The following is an 18,564-nucleotide window of genomic DNA, read 5'->3' as shown; positions in this document are numbered from 1 at the left end:
TTGTTTGACTAATAGTTTAACAATTGTAAGTTAAAAGAACAACGATAAGAAAAAGGCTTTATTAACGTTGAAGTTAAAGGTGGTTTCTCGTTTCGTGAGCTGGAATTATATATGAGGGATGCTTAAAGATAGTTGAAATAATTGCAAAATATTTTATAAAATCAAAATTTTTTTAGACATAAATTTGGAGAGTTTTACTCTCCATCTTATAAAGATTATTATATGTGATATAACTTTTTCACGATATGTGTCAGTAAGCTGCGATAACCTCAATTTCTACAAGTGCATCTTTTGGCAAAGTCTTCACAGCCACCGTGCTTCTGGCTGGATATGGCTCTTTGAAAAATTTAGCGTATGTGACATTTACTTTAGCAAAATCTGCCATATCTGCTAAAAAGATCGTAGTCTTTACGACATTATCAAAACTAAGTCCAGCCTCAGCCAAAATGTTTTGTAAATTTGTAAGTGACTGCTGCGCTTGTGCCTCTACGCTACTACCTGCAAACTCACCTGCTGGTGTGACGCCAAGCTGACCCGAGATAAATAAAAATCCATTCGCACTAATCGCCTGAGAGTATGGTCCGATCGCTTGTGGAGCGTTTTTTGTTGAAATTTGTTTTTTCATATCTTCTCCTTTGAAATTTGGCAAAATCCTACTATAAATTTCTAAATTTTTAGGCACCAAAGGCTATAATGAGCAAAATTTCAAAAGGACAAAGATGCAAATAACCCTTGCACCAAACGAATTTTTAGATGATTACGTGCTTAGTGCGCAGCTTGCCAAAAACGCCGGCATCTCATCAAACGCCTATCTTTTTTGGAAAAATGCGATCAGCGCTAAATTTGAAAACTCGCGCATCGTTTTTATTAGAAAAAAGAGCGTCCCAGAGAAATTTAAAAATGCGCTAGAAGAGTGCACGCCGCTAGATGGTCTTGTGCCAACTGGCGTTTTTTGCTCATTTACCTCACTCGCCCCATCCCACCTCGTGGCGAAAAATGGCTCGAAAATTTATGAGCTTTTTGAATTTCATGAAATTTGCGGTATCAAATTTTTAAATTTAAAGAAATTTTATGATGATTTCGAGCTTAACTACTCGTATAGGATTTACATCGAAAAGTGTAAATTTTTCTCGCCAGCGCCCTTTGAAAAGCGTATAAAACTGACTGAGACTATGTGTCTTGGCTACTACTAGCCACCTCGAAAACGATTAGCGCCTCAGTTTTGTAGACCCCTATCCTATCTTTATATAGCAAAATTTCGTCGTTTTCTCTTTTGGCGTAAATTTTAATGTGAGCGGAGTTTGTGCTCTCGTCGTAGTCTTCATATATAAATTTAAACTCCTCGCTACCCAGTGTGACAAACTGCAGTGCCTGAAACGAAACAGCAAGCACTACCTCCTCGCTAATGCCACTTGTTCTAAATTTATCAGCTAGCTTCACTACAAACGAGCCCACGTCGCTAAAATACTCCTCGTAGCTTTCATACTCGCTTTCAAAAACTACTATCTCATTTATCGACCACTCATTTTGCGTCTTGTTTTGCTCAAATTTCTGCCTTTTTCTTATGGCAGCTTTTAAAAATATCCCTTGCGGTTTTGAGATGAAGCCCTCGTTTAAAATTTGCTTTAGCTTTAAATTTACTAGCTCGCTTTTAGTACTCGTAAAAAATTTAAGTAGTGGCTTTGCTTGATCGTTGTAAAAAGTTTTCATTTTAGAAGAAATTCCGCTAGCCCCAAAGCTAGCGGATCAAATTTAGATTTTTTTGTAAGGTGCTTGGCCGACTTCGTAGAAGTTATTGCCCTCGCAGTCGATAGCGACTATCGCTGGGAAGTCCTCGACTGTGAGCCTTGCGACTGCCTCTGGTCCTAGCTCTGGATATGCCAAGACTTCATATTTTTTGATACTTTGGCTAATGACCGCTCCGATACCGCCGATAGCGACCATATAAACACAGCATGATTTTTTCATCGCATCGACTACGGCATCATTGCGATATCCCTTGCCGATCATGCCATTTATGCCAACTTCGTTTATCATAGTTGGTGTGTATTTGTCCATTCTGCCGCTTGTTGTTGGACCTGCTGCGCCGATAGCTTGGTTTGGTTTAGCTGGTGTTGGTCCGACGTAGTAGATAGTCTCGCCCTTTAGCTCAACTGGTAGCTTCTCGCCACGTGCTAGAGCCTCTGTTAGTGCCTTGTGAGCGGCGTCACGAGCAGCGATGATAGTGCCTGAGATTAGGACATTGTCGCCTGCTTTTAGGCTTTTTACCACCTCTTTATCAAATGGTGCTGTTATTCTTTTTACTTCTGACATGTTATCTCCTTAAAGCTCGGCGTCTGCGTGGCGTGCAGCGTGGCAGTTGATATTTATGGCTACTGGTAGGCCTGCGATGTGAGTTGGATACCACTCGACATTTACTTTTATAGCGGTTGTATCGCCGCCAAGTCCTTGAGGTCCGACGCCTGTTTTGCTAGCAAGCTCAAGAAGCTCATCTTCAAGTTTTGCATATCTAGCATCGGCATTTTTGCTATCTACTGGACGAACTGCGGCTTGCTTGGCTAGAAGTGCAGCTTTATCCATAGTGCCACCTATGCCAACGCCTATTGTCATTGGAGGGCAAGCGTTTGGTCCAGCATATTTTACAGCCTCTAAAAATACCTTTTTAACGCCCTCTATGCCATCAGCTGGCACAAGCATTTTTAGTATTGATTTGTTCTCACTACCAAAGCCTTTAGGAGCGACCTTTATCTTTAGCTTATCGCCTGGGACGATCCTAGTGTGGATGACCGCTGGAGTGTTGTTTGTGGTGTTTTTTCTCTCAAAAAGTGGCTCAGCAACGACTGATTTTCTAAGATAGCCCTCAGTGTAGCCTTTTGCAACGCCTTCGTTGATCGCATTTTCGATATATCCGCCTTCTATATGCACATCCTGACCGATCTCGACAAATACAACCGTCATACCTGTATCTTGGCAAATAGGCGCAACGCCCTCTTCTGCTAGCTTGGCATTTTGTAAAATTTTGCCCAAGATATCCTTGCCAAGAGATGAGCTCTCAGTGGTTTGTGCTTTTGTAAAAGCAGCCTTTAGATCTGGCGTAACGACGTAACAGGCTTGTTTGCAAAGCTTTGCAACAGTCTCTTTTATATCTTTTACGTTTACCGTTCTCATTTATCCTCCTCGTAAAAAACAATTTTTAATTATATAAATTATATGTAAAATTTAAGATTAAATTATAATATTAAATTTAATCACCAAACCTCGGTGTTTAAATACTCTTAAGCAACTTTGGATAAACTACAACAAACTTAAATTTCAAAGGAAAAGTTATGAATTCGTTAGTCATCGTGATACTTGTTATCGCAGTCATTTTTGTCTTTTTCATTAGCCTTTACAACTCGCTTGTTGCAAAGCAAAACCAGGTAAAAAGCGTGGAGGCTGGCATCGACGCACAGCTAAAAAGAAGATATGACCTCATACCAAATTTAGTAGCTACTGCAAAAGAGTACATGGTGCATGAAAAGAGCCTACTAGAAAACATCACTGCCCTTAGAGAGAGTGCTAGAAGCGCCTCTACAAATGAGGAGAAATTTGAGCTAAATAACAAAATTTCAGGCTTGCTAAATGGTTTAAGAGTAAGCGTAGAAAACTACCCAGACCTAAAAGCAAATCAAAATTTACTTCACATCCAAAGCACGCTAAACGAGGTCGAAGAGCAAATTTCAGCTGCCAGACGCGCTTACAACTCAGCTGTTGAAATTTACAACAACGCCACACAGATGTTTCCCTCAAACATCGTAGCTTCAATGTTTGGCTTTCACAAAGATGTATTTTTTGATATCCCTGAAAATGAAGCAGCTGCTCCAAACGTCGGTGATCTTTTTAAAAAATAAGGCATAAAAATGCAAGCAGATGAACTAAAAGGCATCGATCTAAGCGACCTTGACGAGCTTGAAAAAGAGCGTCTTGCTATGGGGCAAAAAGCCTTTAAAATGATCGTTTATGGCTTTCTTGGCATCATAGTTGTAAGTGGTTTTTTGGCATCACTGCACCTTGGAAATTTATTTTTCTTTTTGCTAATCGGCGGAGTTTTTTATCTTGGCAAGACGATAAATGGGCTAAAAAACGAGCTTATAACAAAATTTAAACAAAAGGTAGTTGGCGTCATCGCAAAAAACTATGGTCTAAATTTCAGCGCAAATGGCGGACTAAGTTTGAACGATTTTTTAAAAATTTATGACGCCGATGTAAATAGACACTACGCAGAGGATATGATCTACGGACAGATCGATAACACACAGTTTAAGCTTTGCGATTTTTATGCGGCAAAAGAGACACAAGGCGAGAAACGCACCACCACAACGGTGAAATTTCAAGGCATTTTGCTAAAGGCTGAGTTTAAAAAAGAGCTAAACGCCACGATCTATGTCTGTGATAAGAAGCGAACATCTGATCTAAGAAGCGAGGGTGAGCAAGCTGTGATGGATAACCCTAAATTTAATGAGCTCTTTAAAACCTACACGACCGATCAGATCGCTGCTAGATACGCTCTGACGCCAAAGCTGATGGAAAATTTAACCGCTCTAAGAACTAAATTTGACGCCCCACTCTCGGCAGTGTTTTTAAAAAATGAAATTTTCATCGCGATCGATCTTAGAAAGGATAGCTTTGAGCCTGATCTTAAAAAGCCGATAAACAGCAACGAAAGCGTGCAAAACTACATCTCTAGCATCAGTGACTTTTCGCAGATCATGCAAGATTTAGAGCTAAATAAAAACATCTGGAAGAGCTAAATGCCAGATAAGACAAAGCTCAAAGAAGGCGACATATTTTACGTCTATAATGACTACTACAAGAGATATTTTTTTGGCAAAATCTTAGCTGATATCATGAATCGTTTTATAAAGCGAGCGAATGAGGGCCTTCTTTGGCCGCTTGATTTTTTTAGTGACTGCTACTTGGTTGCTGTTTATAAAGATATAGCAGAGACGCCAGTGCTAAAAAGCCGTGAATTTATCATCCCGGGCAGCTTCATCTATAAAAGCAGTTTCAACCGCAAAAATAAAGACGGCATAAAGTGGGTGTATTATGATCACGAAGATATCAACTACAAAGAGCTAGAATTTCCAGAGTATATCGTAAGTAGCAATGATAAAATTTGCCTAGAGAGGGGAGAGCTTAGCATACCAACTAGCTTAACTCGTGCGCAATATGAGAATGAATTTAACATTACTGGCAGCAAAACTGGTGGCATAAACTACTCAAATGCCCTGCTCTTACAAGGCTTGCCAGCGTATAAAGATAGGATAGATTATAGCGATCTTCGCCTTTTGCCAGAGCTTCGTAAAAAGCTCTATGAGATGATAGGAGAGAACCCAAACATGCCGTACTACGAGCTAGCATTAAAGCATGGCAAAGATCTAGCACGCTTTTATCAAGATAAATTTACACATAAAAATAGATAAGCAAATTTGGCTACAAAAGAGCTATTAAGAGGCGCTTTAAAAATTTAGCAAAAGAATTTGGCTCTCTTGTTGCAGCTTAGATGAGCGCGATAGAGAAATTTATAACGAAATTTTGTGACACAGTATCTCCCAGTCAAGGCTAATTAACTTTAGTAAATTTAAATATCACAAGCAAGATCAGTCGGCTACTTTTGCAAGCGGTTGATAAATTTTAAAACTAGCAAGCCATTTTAAAAATTTATAACCAAATTTACGAAAAAAGCGGTGCTAACGTTTTAGAGAGCTATTTAAAAAGGTAGTGCCACTTTAAATTTTGTGATTTTGTGAGATAAATTTGATGGCTTAGAGTTTTTAAAAAGTGCAATGTCACTTAAATTTATCCTATTGTTTTATGATTTTGCGAGGTTAAATTTAATGGCCAAAAGCCATTAAATTTATAAACTAAGCCTGAGCAGGCTCCTCTTCTTCTTTTATCTTTTTTCTAACTTTTACGCGTGAGATGCTAGCTCCATCCATCTTTCTCACTTCGTAGTAGCAGTTTTCATCCTCGATCTTGTCACCAACGACTGGCAAACGACCAATTAAATTAAAGACATATCCGCCGATCGTGACTTGATCAGTCTCTTCATCAAAGCTTATGCCAAGAAGCTCCTCAACACTCTCTAGATCGTATCTGCCTTGGAATTCATAGATGTTTTCATTTATCTTTTTATAGTGTTGATCGACCTCGTCGTGCTCGTCGTTAAAGTCGCCAAGCACCTCCTCCATGATATCTTCCATCGTAAGAAGTCCAGCCGTGCCGCCATACTCATCAACGACAAGTGCCGCTGAAATTTGCTCCTTATTCATCATCACAAGCACCTTTGATATAGAAAGGCTCTCAGGCACGATGACAAATTTACGCACGATAGCGTCAAAGCTCTTCTCTTTATCCTCACTAAAGTGTAGCTGCAAGATATCTCTAATGTGTATCATGCCTAAAATGATATCTTTTGAGCCGTCTATATAAGGATAGCGAGTATATTTTGACTCAAAAACGACTTGTAAATTCTCTTCAAAGCTCTTTTGTTTGTTTATACAGATCATGTCGCGTCTTGGCGTCATAACCTCTTTTGCGACCGTGTCACTAAAATCAACTGCATTTTTGATGATCTCAGTCTCAAAACTATCAAGCACACCGCCCTTTAAGCTCTCACCAACGATGATTTTGATCTCCTCTTCAGAGTGTGCTAGCTCATTCTCTTTTGCTGGCTGGATGCCTAAAATTTTAAGTCCAGATGTAGCTAGGATGTCAAAAAGCTTTATGATAGGCGAAAATAGTATCCAGAAAAAGTGAAGCGGACGAGCGATTTTAAGCACTGCTGATTCTGATTTGGCTATGGCGACTGACTTTGGCACAAGCTCGCCCATAACGACGTGAAGTAGCGTGATAAGCGTAAATGCGATCGCAAAGCCGACTGTATGAACTAAGATATCGCTAAGATTAAAAACATTTTTAAGTGGGGCTTCTATGAGCCTTGCGACTGCTGGCTCACCGATCCAACCAAGGGCGAGCGAGCTTAGCGTGATGCCAAGCTGAGTGGCGCTAAGATAGGTATCAAGCTTGTTTGACATCTCAAAGGCAAGCTGGGCGTTTGGCTTTTTCTCTTTGATAAGCTCTTCAAGTCTAGACTTGCGAACCTTAACAAGGGAAAATTCCGACAAAACAAAAAATGCGTTTAGTAAAATGAATATAATGGCAAGTATTACCATTAAAAGCGAGTTATCGCTACTGGGGTACAATTATGATCCTTAAGAGTTAAAAATTTTGGCTGATTATAGCGAATTTATATTTAGCGGTCAAATTAGCCACGCCCAAAAGTAACAACGTTTCTTAAATTTAAGATTTATAAAAAGTTCTTAAATCATATTTTGGTAACATTATTTTCATCACTAAATTTATGGATTTTACAATGAGCAAAAAGAATTTTTCATCACGCTGGGCTTTTATACTAGCCTCAGTTGGTTCAGCCGTTGGTATGGCAAATGTTTGGGGCTTTCCTTACAAGCTTGGCACAAATGGTGGTGGAGCGTTTTTACTCATCTACATCTTTTTTGTGGCACTTTTTTCTTACGTTGGCTTAAGCGCAGAGTATGCGATCGGCAGACGCGCAAAGACTGGCACGCTAGGATCATATAAATTTGCTTGGCAAAGTAGAAATTTAGGCGTCATCGGCAGTATCGTCGGCTGGCTCCCACTTGCTGGCTCGCTTTGCATAGCCATCGGCTACGCTGTCATCATCGCTTACGTGCTAAAAGCCCTTACTCAGGCGCTTACTGGCTCATTTATGAGCGTTGATACAAATGTTTGGTTTAACTCATTTGCGCTTCATGAGTACTCAGTCCTGCCATATCACTTCATAGTCATCGTTGGCACGCTTCTTACGCTATTTTTTGGAGCAAAAAGCATCGAAAAGACTAATAAAATAATGATGCCGCTATTTTTCGTGCTGTTTGCCATTTTGGCTATAAATGTCGCGATGCTGCCAAACGCATTTGAGGGGTATAAATTTCTATTTATCCCTGATTTTAGCAAGCTTGAAGATCCGATGGTGTGGGTCACAGCGATGGGTCAAGCCTTTTTCTCGCTCTCTATCACTGGTTCTGGCATGATAGTTTATGGAGCATATCTTTCAAAGGATGAGGACATCGTAGAAAGCGCCAAAACTACGGCATTTTTTGACACGCTTGCAGCCCTTGTGGCAGCACTTGTCATGATACCAGCGGTCTTTGCCTACGCTATGGATCCAGCCGAAGGTCCAAAGCTACTTTTCGTAACGCTTCCTAAAATTTTGCAAAATATGATCGGTGGTCAAATTTTTGCGATCATACTATTTACTGCAGTCATCTTTGGCGGTATCACATCGCTTCAAAATATGTTTGAGGTGGTCGCTGAGTCACTTATGCATAAATTCCCACGCCTTAGCAGATTTTGGGTGCTTGTGCTACTTTGCGTGGTTTGCTTTGGCTTTGGAGCGTTTATGGAGCCTATTAGCAGCTGGGGACCTTGGATGGACTTTGTCTCTATCTACATCATCCCGATCGGCGCAGTCATCGGCGCAATATCTTGGTTTTGGATCATCAAAAAAGAAGAAATTTTAGACGAGGTAAATTCAGGAGCGAATAAAACTTACGGCTCATTTTGGTACTTTGTGGGTAAATTTATCTATGTGCCAATAGCCTTTTTGCTCTGCATCATCGCCATTAGCAAGGGAATTTCTTTTTAACTTAGCCCATCAAAAGACGAGCTAAGTCTAAATTTGAAGTTATTTTAGCTTTTTAGAGCCGATGTAAGTAGCAAAGACCTCTTGTGAGCCATCTTTTTTAAAGAGTATGACGTCGTATTGCTCGGCTTTGCCGCCTTGCTCCATACCCTGACTCTCCATCGGCATGCCAGGCACTGCGATACCAACGGCATCTTTTGGTTTAAGCTCCAGCAGGCGCTTGACCTCATCAGCTGGCACGTGACCCTCGATGACGTAGCCATCAACGATAGCTGTGTGGCAGCTTGAAAGCTCTAGTGGCACGTGAAATTCTTTTTTGACCTTGACCAAGTCATCTACTTTGATAGTCTCTTCGTTAAAGCCAGCCTTTTGCATAGCACTCGCCCAGTTGCCACAACAACCGCAAGTTGGGCTTTTATAGACCTTCATATCGGCCCCAAGCGCTAAGGACACACAAAGGCTAAGAGCTAAAAATGCAAATTTCTTCATCATTTTCCTTTACGTTAAAATTTGCAAAATGATATAGTTTGGGTTTAAATTTTATATAAATGCTTAAACCTTGCCTGCTATAATTGCCAAAATTTACAAAAGGCACTTTATGTTTTCATCATTTTTTAAAGACAAAAAATGGGCGCTTTGGGCTTACGGCGGAGCGATATTTATCATCTTGCTACTTGTCTATCAAACGCACCTAAACGTCCGCATCAACGAGTGGTATAAAAATTTCTACGACATCATGCAAAACTCAAAGGATCACAATGTAGATGAGTTTTGGCGTGAGATATTAAATTTCTTAAAGATCGCCATGCCTTATGTCGTGACCTATACGGTGATATCGTTCTTTGCGAGCCACTGGGTCTTTCGCTGGAGGGAGGCGATGACCTTTAAGTACCTCAAATTTTGGCGAAACTGCCAAAACGACATCGAGGGCAGCTCGCAGCGTATCCAAGAGGATGTTTATCGCTTTGCTAAGATCATGGAGAGCCTTGGCGTGCAGGTTTTAAAGGCATTTATGACGCTGATTGCCTTTATACCGGTGCTTTGGGAGCTAAGCAAAAGCGTGAGCCTACCTTTCATCAAAGATATCGAAGGCTCGCTAGTTTATATCGCACTGCTAATTAGCATTGGAGGCCTCATCGTATCGTGGTTTGTGGGCATAAAGCTGCCACACCTTGAGTATAACAACCAAAAAGCGGAGGCAGCCTTTAGAAAAGAGCTAGTTTATGGCGAGGATGATAAGCTCAAATTTTGCCAGCCAAACGTTATGCTAGAGCTTTTTACAGGGGTGAAGCTAAACTACTACAAGCTATTTTTGCACTACGGCTACTTCAATCTCTGGCTCGTCTCGTTTTCGCAAATTCTTGTCATCGTGCCTTACATCATCATGGGCAATGGCCTATTTAGCGGCGTCATCACGCTTGGCGTCCTCGTGCAAGCTAGCAACGCTTTCTCACAGGTTAGAGAGAGCTTTAGCGTATTTATCGATAACTGGACGACGATAACGGAGCTAAGGTCGGTTAATAAGCGTTTGAGAGAATTTGAGAGAAATATAGACTATAAAGCGTAGGGGCAAATTTATATGCTAAAGAAACTCGAATAAATTTTAAAATTTCATGAGCGAGTAGTTTCGGCTCTAAAATTTGAGCTAAGCGATATAAGCGAAGCCAAATTTTAGTAGCCAACTCTTGCGAGTGAATGAAAGTTTTAAATTTGCTTTTAGATGTAAATTTATCAAAAGGGAGACAAGGGGACTTGAATTACGAAGCCGTCCCCTTATCCCCCTTTTTAAATCCCCCAATCCCCTCGCACGTTAGAGGTTCATGCTTCAGTGCTTCGCACTGCATGCGTTTTATTATAGGGCAAGTGTTTGACAAATTTTAAAATTTATGAGCGAGCATATCACGGCTCTAAATTTAGTGGCGAGTAACTACGAGACCTAAATTTAGTAGTCTGCTAAGGCGAGTGAGTAAAGTTTTAAAATTTGTAAATTTGCTTCGTCAATTTATATAAGAGTCAAGTAAATTTTAAAATTTCATGAACGAGTAATTTCGGCTCTAAAATTTGAGCTAAGCTGCAAGCGAAGCCAAATTTTAGTAGCCAACTCTTGCGAGTGAATGAAAGTTTTAAATTTGCGCGATAGTAAATTTCTATTTTTGAAATCGCAAAATTTAAATTTCACCCCTCGTTTAACAATGCATATCCAACACAAGCTATAATACGCCAAATTTTAATCCAAAAAGGATGAAAATGAAAAAAATTTTACTTACGTTATTAACAGCTAGCATGTTTATCACCGGCTGCACGAGCGTCACAAAGTCAGGCGTCGTGGGCGCAGATCGCAAGCAGTTCATGCTAGTATCTTCTGAAGCGATGGAGCAAAGCTCGGCTCAAGCTTACGTCAAGACGCTCACAGCTGCTAGAAGCAAGGGCGAGCTAAACGTCGATCCGATCCTCACAAAAAGGGTTCAAGATATCGCAAAAAGGCTGATCGCGCAAACTGGCGTTTTCAGAGAGGATGCCCTAAAATGGAAGTGGCAAGTGAATGTCATAAACGAAGATACGCTAAATGCTTGGTGCATGCCAGGGGGCAGGATCGTCGTTTATAGCGGTATTATTAAAAAGCTAAATTTGACAGATGCGCAACTAGCAGCGGTCATGGGTCACGAGATCGCCCACGCGCTTAGAGAGCACAGCAGGGAGCAAGCGAGTACCGACCAGCTCAAAAACATCGGCATCTTCGCAGTCGCAACCGCCACAGGACTTGGCGATCTTGGCGCAAGCGCTCTAAATTTAGCCAGCCAATACACCATCTCACTGCCATTTTCTCGCTCACACGAGACCGAGGCTGATCACATCGGCACCGAGCTAATGGCAAGAGCTGGATATGATCCAAAAGAGGCGGTCGAAGTTTGGGTTAAGATGAGCAAGATGAGCGGTGGCAAAGTGCCTGAAATTTTAAGCACTCACCCATCAAACGAGAGCAGGATCAAAGACCTAAAAGAGATCGCAGCAAAGCTTGAGCCAGTATATCAAGCAGCCAAAAAAGGTTAGGCTTGATCGAGCGAGCAAATTTAAGCGACCTTGAAGCGATCACGCAAATTTATAATGACTACATCTTAGAAAGAAGTGCAACTGCTGATATGCGGCCAGTTAGCACAAAGGAGCGAGAGCCTTGGTTTAACGCCCACGGCGACTCGCGCCCTATCTTTATCTACAAAGAAAATGATGAAATTTTAGGCTACTGCTCGCTAAGTGATTTTAACCCCAAGATCGCTTACGATATAAGCGTAGAGATAAGCATCTATGTCGCTAAAAAAAGCCCTTAAAAAGGGTATCGGCAAGCAGCTTTTAGCCCACAGCTTAAATGAAGCTAGAGGGCTAAATTTAAAAAATATCATCGCGCTAATCTTTAGCAAAAACGAAGCAAGCCTTGGGCTGTTTTTGAAATTTGGCTTTGAAAAATGGGGCGAACTGCCGGGCATTTGCCTGATGGATGGCGAGTATAAAGATATCGTTATCTTGGGGCTAAAGCTCTAAAAGCCAAGCATTAAGCAAATGAAGATATAATCACTTTCTTCTTGGGTAGATGTCCGAGCGGTTTAAGGAGCACGCCTGGAACGCGTGTGTGGGGCAACTCACCGAGAGTTCGAATCTCTCTCTACCCGCCATAAATTTGACAAAATTTATTCTATTGCCCCAATACAAAAAGAAATTTAAAGGATCAAAATGATCGAACAATTACTGCTGTTTTTTGCACTACTAGCTATCATCATCGCTTTGGTGATGGTCTCAAACCGCCTAAAGGTCGCCTATCCAGTGCTATTAGTCCTTGGCGGGCTGGCCATTAGCTTTGTGCCAAATTTACCAAGTATCAAGATCGATCCCGAGCTTATTTTTATCATATTTTTACCGCCACTTCTTTACGAGGCCGCGTGGGCAAACTCGCTAAAAGAGCTCTTTAAATGGCGCCGCATGATCGGCAGTTTCGCCTTTATCGTGGTTTTCATAAGCGCAGCAGCAGTTGCAGTGATAGCAAATTTAGTGATCCCTGGCTTCTCGCTCGCCCTTGGCTTCATGCTAGGAGCCATCGTCTCGCCACCAGATGCGGTGAGCACGGCAGCTATCCTTAAATTTGTCAAAGCCCCACGCAGGATTAGCGCTATTTTGGAGGGCGAGAGCCTTTTAAATGACGCCTCCTCGCTCATCATCTTTCGCTTCGCCGCAGTTGCAGTGACAACTGGGCAGTTTATCTGGTATGAGGCGGCTGCTAGCTTTGTTTGGATGGTGGTTGGCGGCGTTTTGGCTGGTCTTGCAGTGGCGCTTGCGGCTTATTTTTTACATAAAATTTTGCCAACTGATGAAAACAGCGACACGATAATGACCATCACGACGCCTTATATCATGTATATCTTGGCTGAGGAGCTTAGCGCTAGCGGTGTTTTGGCAGTGGTTTGTGGCGGACTTTATCTCTCTACTAAGAAAAATGAAATTTTCACCGCTTCAACAAGGATCCACGCAGTGCCCGTTTGGAACAACTTTATCTTTTTGCTAAACGGCCTTGCCTTTACCATGATCGGCCTTGATCTGCCTGAAATTTTGTCAGGCCTTAAGCGTAGTGGCGTCTCGCTCTTTGAGGCGGTCTCTTACGGCATTTTGGTCACTGCCGTGCTCATCGTTATCCGCCTCATGGCCTCTTATGGTGCTGTTTATATCACGATGTTTATGAAGCGCTTCATCAGCGTAGCGGACGATCGCAACCCAGACCTTTTATCGTCGGCTGGGCTGGCATGAGAGGCGTAGTCTCGCTGGCTGCGGCACTTTCTATCCCTGCCATGGCTGGAGACGAGCCCTTTCCGCACAGAGATCTCATATTGTTTATAACATTTGTCGTGATCTTACTAACGCTTGTGGTTCAGGGCTTAAGCTTGCCACTGCTCATCAAAAGCGTGAAATTTCCAGACTTTAACGACCACATGCCAAATGAGCTTGCAAGGATCAAGATCAAAAAGGCACTTGCGCAGGCTTCGCTTAAATTTAAAAAAGAGAAATTTGTGGGCGATGAGCATTTTTTATTTCAAAAGCTTGAAGAGGTTTGGAATTTCGAGCTTGAGAGCGAAAATTTTGAGATCAGCGACGAGGCAAGACAGAGGTATTTTGAAATTTTAGAGGAGCAAAGAAAGGCACTTTGCGAGCTAAACAAAGATCCAAAGATCGATGAAGAGGTGATTAGGACATTTTTATATCACATCGACCTTGAGGAGCAGAGGTGGCAACCGCATAGCGAGCACTAAAATTTTCTCCCAACATTGCAGCTTACCGCGCCGCAAAATCTCTTGCCAAATTTGGCCTCGACGATGAGCACAAGCACAAAAAATATCTTCTCATCGTTTAACCGTGCGATCTGGCGCAGGGTCTGGCTGGCGTCATTAAATTTAACATCATTTTCGCGCAAGCTCTTGCAAAACAGAGCTTCGTCAAAGCCAAGCATGCGTGAAATTTCACTAATGCTATGTGGCTCAAGCGAGGCGATGATGCGCTCCATGTTGCAAATACTTGGATTTTTGCGGTGAGTGGTGACATCAATCATCTCATTTATGAGCTTTATTAGCTTTTTCCTGCGGTTAAAGACGTGCAAGATAGCAGCGCAAACGATCAGAGCACCTGCGAATTTGTGCGCGACAAGCATCGTTTCGCTATATTCGCCCATGGCGAAATTTAGTCCAGAAAATGAGAGCAGACAAAGTCCAAAAACTAAAGCACAAATAAGACAAAATTTATATATCACTTCCACTTTAAGCACGGCATTTTCCTTAAAATATATTTTTCTAATTATACACTTTAAAGCAAAAAATGAAGGGCGCCAACTAGAAATTTAGATGGCGCGTTAGAGTAAATTTAGCTAAAACTTGTAGTTAAAGCTGAGATTAAAGGTGCGTGGATCGCCATAAACCATCATGTTTTTGCCGATGCCCTCGTAGTATTTCTTATTAAAGAGATTGTCGATATTTAGCTGCACGTCAAAGTTTTTACCAAATTTATATCCAAACATCAAATTTGCCAAAGTGTAGCCCTTTTGTGTGATCTCACCTGCGCCTTTGCCAGTGTAAATTTTGCTCTTATACATAGCTCCAGCCCCTACTCTAAAATCCCTAAATTCATACTTTGCAAATAAATTTACCGTGCTTCTTGATGAGTCGGTGGCGTATTTCTCGCCATTAGCATCTTTTGCGTTAAAGTGCGTTGCACCAAAGCTTAGGCTTAAGTGTTTAGTGATCTCGCCGTTTAGATCTAGCTCGACACCCCTACTTGTCACGCCTTTGCCAGATTCATATATTTTGGCATTTGTCGCTGGATTTATCTTGCCAGTATCTATGCCAAGCTTGTCTTGCACGATCTTAAAGACGCCAAGACTTGCTTGAAGTGCCCCGTCAAGATACTCGCCTTTGATGCCCACCTCATAGTCCTTGCCTTGGATCGGATCAAGATACTTGTCGTTTGCATCCTTTAAACTTTGAGGCTTAAATATACTCGTGTAGCTAGCATATAGAGTGTGGTTTGCTCCGATGTCGTAAGTGATGCCAAGATATGGCGTGATCTCATTTGTGAAATTTCTATTGTCTTTGCCGCCTTCGATCTCGTATTTGTAGTAGCTCACCCTAGCACCTAGCAAAAATTTAAGCTCATCGGTGATTGATAGTTTATTTGCCGCATAAAATGCCTTTTGTATCGTTTTATCTTTGTTGTTTTGATCTTCGTAAGGAAATTTTGGATCATCAAGGTGCAGGTTTTTAAAATCAATCCTGCTTCTAGCCGTATAAGCAAGCCCAGCTGGTGTGGTCTTTTGTAACAAGTAGCTACTTACCTTATCGCTACTTTTTTTATAGTTGTTATACATCGCGCCAAAGACAAACTCATGAGATAAATTTGCTATCTCGTAAGGGATATTTGCGTACGCATCGACGTTGTGGATGTTCTCCTCTCTTTTGTTTGCATAGGCGCTAAGACCACCTATGTTGCCGGTGCCATCTAAATTTACATCTCCTATGCTACCTTTTCCGCCGTAGTAGAGTAAATTTGAATCAGTGTTTGCCCGTCTAAATGAGTAGCTTAAATTTAAGCTTGCTTCATTTTCAAAGTAGTGTTTAAAATCAGCGTAGAAATCAAGCGTTTTTATGTCTCATCTAGTCCAAGGCTGAGAGAAAATTTCATTTTTACTAAAATTTGTCCTAGAGCCATCTGTGTAAAATGCTGGCATGCCGCCCCATCTAACGCCGCGACGTCTTAGCTCTTGATAAAACGCACCAAGGCTAAGCCATGAGTTATCGCCTATGTCGCTATCGACTACACCGTAAATCGCGCTATTTTTGCGGTTGTAATAATCCATATAAGAGTGCGACTTCTCATGCATAAAAGATAGCCTTGCTCTAACGCTTCCGCTCTCATTTACTGGCGTTTGCACATCGCCATTTACGCCGTATCTATCGTATGAGCCAGCGCTTACGCCAAAATTTCCTTTAAGCTCTTTTGCGTCTGCTCTTTTTCTTATGAAATTTAAGCTTGCAGCTGGGTTGCCAGCGCCTGCAAGTAGGCCATTTGCTCCTTTTATCACCTCAACTCTTTCATAAGGTAGCAAGCTCATATCATATGCGCCAAGGCTAAAGCCGCTAAAGCTAGGCATCGAATCAAGCAAGTAATAATCTATCTTAAAGCCACGAGCCGTCGGATATGCGCGCTCGTCCATTTTGTTTAGCGTGACGCCAGGGATATTTCTAAGAAGCACTTGATAGTCCTTGATGCCTTGATCTTTTAGCCTAGCTTCTGTTAGCACAGTTAGCGACTGGGGTGTTTGACGAGAGGTTAAATTTAGCCTTGTCGTGCTCTTTACAAGCTCTTTTGCAAAGTAGTTTGCGTCGTCTCTTCGCTCGCTCTCCACGACATCGACCGCTTCTAAAACCTTCTCATTTTCACTAGCATAAATTTGAGGCAATGCCAAATTTAAAGCAACTAAGCTAAATAAAATTTTTTTCATTTTTTCTCCTTTTAAATTTTCTAAACCACAGATAAAGCCCTGAGATACTCAAAACTAACGGCGAGATGCCCACTATAAACCAGATAAATTTTGTAGTTTGGTTGTAGTTTCCAAAGTGCGATCTTCTAAAGGCCGAGAGGATTTTCTCGCTTAAATTTGCATTTTTTATGTCTAGGACGCTAACTAGCTTGCCGCTATCTTTGTCATAAGTGATCACGCTTGAGTATTCGTTATGCAAAAAGCTTTGCCATATCACGTAGCCAAAGATGCGGATGTTTGCCCCTTTCATGAAAGGCAGCGAGATGAAGTGTGGCTCAAAGCCTTTTATATCCTTTTTGCTTCGCGCCACCAGCTCATCAAGGGATAAACTTTTGTTATAAATTTTTGCGTCTATTACGAAGTCATCTTTAAACTCTGGCGCGCGTGCCATCTGAAATTCCCACCAAGCGCCGCTTATGCAAATGAGAAGCAAAACTGGCGTGCAAAAAATTCCTATTATCTTGTGGATGTCGTTCATGAAAACATTTAGTCCATTTACACGCAGTCTAAGCAGAGTTAGCCAAAATTTACGGTAGATCACAAAGCCGCTAATGCAGATAAAAAATGTAAAAATAGCTGTTAGAAAAAGGATAACATTGCCACTTTTTTCAAGAAGAAGCTCCTCATGGATATGCGCTAAAACTCCGAAAAATCCCTCATCATGTGCCAGTGGCTCGCTCTTTATCTTGCCACTAAAAGCGTCAAAATAGATAAATTTCCACTCTTTTTTGCTATCGTTATGCTCGATTAGCCAAATCTTGTCGCATTTTTTAGGGTTTGCATCGATGTTTATGCCAACCATCTCGTAGCCACTAAGCTCGCTTGTGACGATATCTCTTAGCTCATCAAAGCTGATCCTTTTGCTCGAATTTTCTTTGTTTAAATTTACATTTACGATATTTGGGCGAAAAAGGCTATTTAGCTCGTCTTTATAAACTAGGATCGCACCGCTAAAGCAAACTACGACAAGCGGGATAAAAAAGAGAAGCGACAAATATGCATGCACCTTGTAAAAAAGCTTTAAATTTAAAAATTTCACCCCTTTTGCCACCTTTTTAAAAGTTAGTCTTGATAACAGCTCGCAATTTTATAAGATTTTTGCTTTTATAATTTTTAAAACCATTATCAAAATATAATTTTAAAAAGAAAGTAGCGTTTGTAAAATTTGAGTTTGCAAAGGTAAAAAATTTGATTTAAAAAAAAGAGACAACTCCTCTTTGTGTAAGCGGAAAAGCCAGAAAAGGGGGAAGCAAAGTCTTAACCGCTACAAAAAGGAGGGTCCGTTTAGGACGATGAAATGTTATTATTTAAATATAAATTTTAATGAAATTTTTAGTTAATAAAAAAGAAATTCTACGTAATACTAAAGTCAATCGCGATATTTAGGCATTTTCTAAAGAAATTTCTCTTTTAAAAAGGTAAAAATATATGCTTTTGCATGAAAGCAAAAATCACATTTGAAATTTCATTTTTATTACTATTAAACGTGGTTTGTAATGTTTAATTTAGCGATGTAAAAAGGTATCTCGCTAAATGCGCTTAAAAACTCGGACAAATTTTAAAATTTCATGAACGAGTAATTTCAGCTCTGATTTTAGTGGCAAGCTTTACGAGACCTAAAATCAGTAGTCAATTCTTGCGAGTGAATGAAGTTTTAAAATTTACAAAAATAGTAAATTTATTTTTAAAATATGTGATTTAAATTTTAAAAATTTATGAGCGAGCATATCACGACTCTAAATTTAGTAGCATGCTAAGGCGAGTGAGTAGG

19 protein-coding genes, 1 tRNA gene and 1 pseudogene are annotated in these 18,564 nt (G+C 40.9%); 12 read left to right on the top strand and 9 right to left on the bottom strand.

Annotated features, from left to right (window positions below; translation table 11 throughout):
• Positions 1-250: 250 nt before the first annotated feature.
• Entirely contained in the window at positions 251-625 is a 375-nt protein-coding gene (locus CYP05_RS08490; RefSeq protein WP_103571983.1) for a RidA family protein, read from the bottom strand.
• 94 nt (positions 626-719) lie between these two features.
• On the opposite strand from CYP05_RS08490, the gene CYP05_RS08485 reads away from it, so the two are divergent.
• Positions 720-1,193 carry a cysteine permease gene (locus CYP05_RS08485; RefSeq protein WP_103642617.1) on the top strand — a complete coding sequence of 158 codons (474 nt, stop codon included), beginning with the start codon at positions 720-722 and terminating at the stop codon, positions 1,191-1,193.
• On the opposite strand, the gene CYP05_RS08480 is transcribed toward CYP05_RS08485, so the two are convergent.
• From CYP05_RS08480 to CYP05_RS08470, 3 genes are read right to left on the bottom strand one after another with little or no spacing between them, the layout of a single operon-like run.
• On the bottom strand, positions 1,171-1,710 hold the full coding sequence (locus tag CYP05_RS08480) for an L-cystine-binding protein TcyA (protein ID WP_103642616.1): 540 nt from the start codon (positions 1,708-1,710) through the stop codon (positions 1,171-1,173). The two genes, CYP05_RS08485 and CYP05_RS08480, sit on opposite strands and share 23 nt — an antisense overlap.
• A 42-nt stretch (positions 1,711-1,752) precedes the next feature.
• Complete coding sequence (locus CYP05_RS08475) at positions 1,753-2,313, bottom strand: Fe-S-containing hydro-lyase (protein ID WP_002942950.1); 561 nt, start codon at positions 2,311-2,313, stop codon at positions 1,753-1,755.
• A gap of 9 nt (positions 2,314-2,322) precedes the next feature.
• Complete coding sequence (locus CYP05_RS08470) at positions 2,323-3,168, bottom strand: fumarate hydratase (RefSeq protein WP_103642615.1); 846 nt, start codon at positions 3,166-3,168, stop codon at positions 2,323-2,325.
• Positions 3,169-3,326: 158 nt separating this feature from the next.
• On the opposite strand from CYP05_RS08470, the gene CYP05_RS08465 reads away from it, so the two are divergent.
• From CYP05_RS08465 to CYP05_RS08455, 3 genes are read left to right on the top strand one after another with little or no spacing between them, the layout of a single operon-like run.
• Positions 3,327-3,890, top strand: a complete 564-nt coding sequence (locus tag CYP05_RS08465) for a LemA family protein (RefSeq protein ID WP_103559189.1) — start codon at positions 3,327-3,329, stop codon at positions 3,888-3,890.
• 9 nt (positions 3,891-3,899) lie between these two features.
• A complete protein-coding gene (locus tag CYP05_RS08460; protein ID WP_103642614.1) occupies positions 3,900-4,790 on the top strand; it encodes a DUF3137 domain-containing protein in 891 nt (296 codons plus the stop codon).
• Positions 4,791-5,462, top strand: a complete 672-nt coding sequence (locus CYP05_RS08455) for a sugar transporter (RefSeq protein WP_103642613.1) — start codon at positions 4,791-4,793, stop codon at positions 5,460-5,462.
• Positions 5,463-5,903: 441 nt separating this feature from the next.
• Here the strand turns inward: CYP05_RS08455 and CYP05_RS08450 are convergent, their stop codons facing one another.
• Entirely contained in the window at positions 5,904-7,244 is a 1,341-nt protein-coding gene (locus CYP05_RS08450; protein ID WP_009295308.1) for a hemolysin family protein, read from the bottom strand.
• 170 nt (positions 7,245-7,414) lie between these two features.
• Here CYP05_RS08450 and CYP05_RS08445 point away from each other — a divergent pair, with 170 nt between their 5' ends.
• Positions 7,415-8,728, top strand: a complete 1,314-nt coding sequence (locus CYP05_RS08445) for a sodium-dependent transporter (RefSeq protein ID WP_103642612.1) — start codon at positions 7,415-7,417, stop codon at positions 8,726-8,728.
• Positions 8,729-8,767: 39 nt separating this feature from the next.
• On the opposite strand, the gene CYP05_RS08440 is transcribed toward CYP05_RS08445, so the two are convergent.
• Entirely contained in the window at positions 8,768-9,214 is a 447-nt protein-coding gene (locus CYP05_RS08440) for a DUF411 domain-containing protein (protein WP_103642611.1), read from the bottom strand.
• A 109-nt stretch (positions 9,215-9,323) separates the two neighbouring features.
• Between CYP05_RS08440 and CYP05_RS08435 the strand changes: the two genes are divergently transcribed.
• The 7 genes from CYP05_RS08435 (at position 9,324) to CYP05_RS10240 (ending at position 14,016) form a co-directional block, all read left to right on the top strand.
• Positions 9,324-10,292 (top strand): putative transporter, encoded by a 969-nt coding sequence (locus CYP05_RS08435; RefSeq protein WP_103642610.1) that lies wholly within the window; start codon positions 9,324-9,326, stop codon positions 10,290-10,292.
• A 680-nt stretch (positions 10,293-10,972) separates the two neighbouring features.
• Positions 10,973-11,776 (top strand): M48 family metallopeptidase, encoded by an 804-nt coding sequence (locus CYP05_RS08430; RefSeq protein WP_103642609.1) that lies wholly within the window; start codon positions 10,973-10,975, stop codon positions 11,774-11,776.
• A 2-nt stretch (positions 11,777-11,778) separates the two neighbouring features.
• Positions 11,779-12,051, top strand: a complete 273-nt coding sequence (locus CYP05_RS10250) for a GNAT family N-acetyltransferase (protein WP_258031551.1) — start codon at positions 11,779-11,781, stop codon at positions 12,049-12,051.
• Entirely contained in the window at positions 12,029-12,262 is a 234-nt protein-coding gene (locus CYP05_RS10245) for a GNAT family N-acetyltransferase (protein WP_258031550.1), read from the top strand. The genes CYP05_RS10250 and CYP05_RS10245 overlap by 23 nt, the downstream gene beginning before the upstream one ends.
• 43 nt (positions 12,263-12,305) lie before the next feature.
• Positions 12,306-12,393: transfer RNA gene (locus tag CYP05_RS08420), tRNA-Ser, on the top strand.
• Between the two features lie 58 nt (positions 12,394-12,451).
• Positions 12,452-13,516, top strand: a complete 1,065-nt coding sequence (locus CYP05_RS08415) for a cation:proton antiporter (protein ID WP_258031549.1) — start codon at positions 12,452-12,454, stop codon at positions 13,514-13,516.
• Positions 13,513-14,016, top strand: a complete 504-nt coding sequence (locus CYP05_RS10240) for a hypothetical protein (protein WP_258031548.1) — start codon at positions 13,513-13,515, stop codon at positions 14,014-14,016. Before CYP05_RS08415 ends, CYP05_RS10240 begins: the two co-directional genes overlap by 4 nt.
• Here CYP05_RS10240 and CYP05_RS08410 read toward each other — a convergent pair.
• From CYP05_RS08410 to CYP05_RS08400, 3 genes and pseudogenes are all read right to left on the bottom strand, one after another.
• Entirely contained in the window at positions 14,013-14,525 is a 513-nt protein-coding gene (locus tag CYP05_RS08410; RefSeq protein ID WP_103642608.1) for a chemotaxis protein, read from the bottom strand. The two genes, CYP05_RS10240 and CYP05_RS08410, sit on opposite strands and share 4 nt — an antisense overlap.
• 99 nt (positions 14,526-14,624) lie before the next feature.
• Positions 14,625-16,754 (bottom strand): annotated as a pseudogene (locus CYP05_RS08405) (TonB-dependent siderophore receptor).
• Positions 16,735-17,832 (bottom strand): PepSY-associated TM helix domain-containing protein, encoded by a 1,098-nt coding sequence (locus tag CYP05_RS08400; RefSeq protein ID WP_103642607.1) that lies wholly within the window; start codon positions 17,830-17,832, stop codon positions 16,735-16,737. Before CYP05_RS08400 ends, CYP05_RS08405 begins: the two are co-directional and overlap by 20 nt.
• Positions 17,833-18,564 lie beyond the last annotated feature (732 nt).

The sequence above is a fragment of the Campylobacter concisus genome (assembly GCF_002913545.1).
In the GTDB taxonomy this organism is placed as follows: domain Bacteria; phylum Campylobacterota; class Campylobacteria; order Campylobacterales; family Campylobacteraceae; genus Campylobacter_A; species Campylobacter_A concisus_AV.
This window is presented reverse-complemented; position numbering and strand designations above follow the sequence as displayed.

Bases quoted from the DNA above. Each gene is read 5' to 3' on its own strand.
- CYP05_RS08490 (WP_103571983.1), bottom strand. From the start codon at position 625: ATGAAAAAACAAATTTCAACAAAAAACGCTCCACAAGCGATCGGACCA.
- CYP05_RS08440 (WP_103642611.1), bottom strand. From the start codon at position 9,214: ATGAAGAAATTTGCATTTTTAGCTCTTAGCCTTTGTGTGTCCTTAGCG.
- CYP05_RS08435 (WP_103642610.1), top strand. From the start codon at position 9,324: ATGTTTTCATCATTTTTTAAAGACAAAAAATGGGCGCTTTGGGCTTAC.
- CYP05_RS08465 (WP_103559189.1), top strand. From the start codon at position 3,327: ATGAATTCGTTAGTCATCGTGATACTTGTTATCGCAGTCATTTTTGTC.
- CYP05_RS08445 (WP_103642612.1), top strand. From the start codon at position 7,415: ATGAGCAAAAAGAATTTTTCATCACGCTGGGCTTTTATACTAGCCTCA.
- CYP05_RS08485 (WP_103642617.1), top strand. From the start codon at position 720: ATGCAAATAACCCTTGCACCAAACGAATTTTTAGATGATTACGTGCTT.
- CYP05_RS08460 (WP_103642614.1), top strand. From the start codon at position 3,900: ATGCAAGCAGATGAACTAAAAGGCATCGATCTAAGCGACCTTGACGAG.
- CYP05_RS08430 (WP_103642609.1), top strand. From the start codon at position 10,973: ATGAAAAAAATTTTACTTACGTTATTAACAGCTAGCATGTTTATCACC.
- CYP05_RS08470 (WP_103642615.1), bottom strand. From the start codon at position 3,168: ATGAGAACGGTAAACGTAAAAGATATAAAAGAGACTGTTGCAAAGCTT.
- CYP05_RS08480 (WP_103642616.1), bottom strand. From the start codon at position 1,710: ATGAAAACTTTTTACAACGATCAAGCAAAGCCACTACTTAAATTTTTT.
- CYP05_RS10240 (WP_258031548.1), top strand. From the start codon at position 13,513: ATGAGAGGCGTAGTCTCGCTGGCTGCGGCACTTTCTATCCCTGCCATG.
- CYP05_RS10245 (WP_258031550.1), top strand. From the start codon at position 12,029: ATGTCGCTAAAAAAAGCCCTTAAAAAGGGTATCGGCAAGCAGCTTTTA.
- CYP05_RS08455 (WP_103642613.1), top strand. From the start codon at position 4,791: ATGCCAGATAAGACAAAGCTCAAAGAAGGCGACATATTTTACGTCTAT.
- CYP05_RS08415 (WP_258031549.1), top strand. From the start codon at position 12,452: ATGATCGAACAATTACTGCTGTTTTTTGCACTACTAGCTATCATCATC.
- CYP05_RS08475 (WP_002942950.1), bottom strand. From the start codon at position 2,313: ATGTCAGAAGTAAAAAGAATAACAGCACCATTTGATAAAGAGGTGGTA.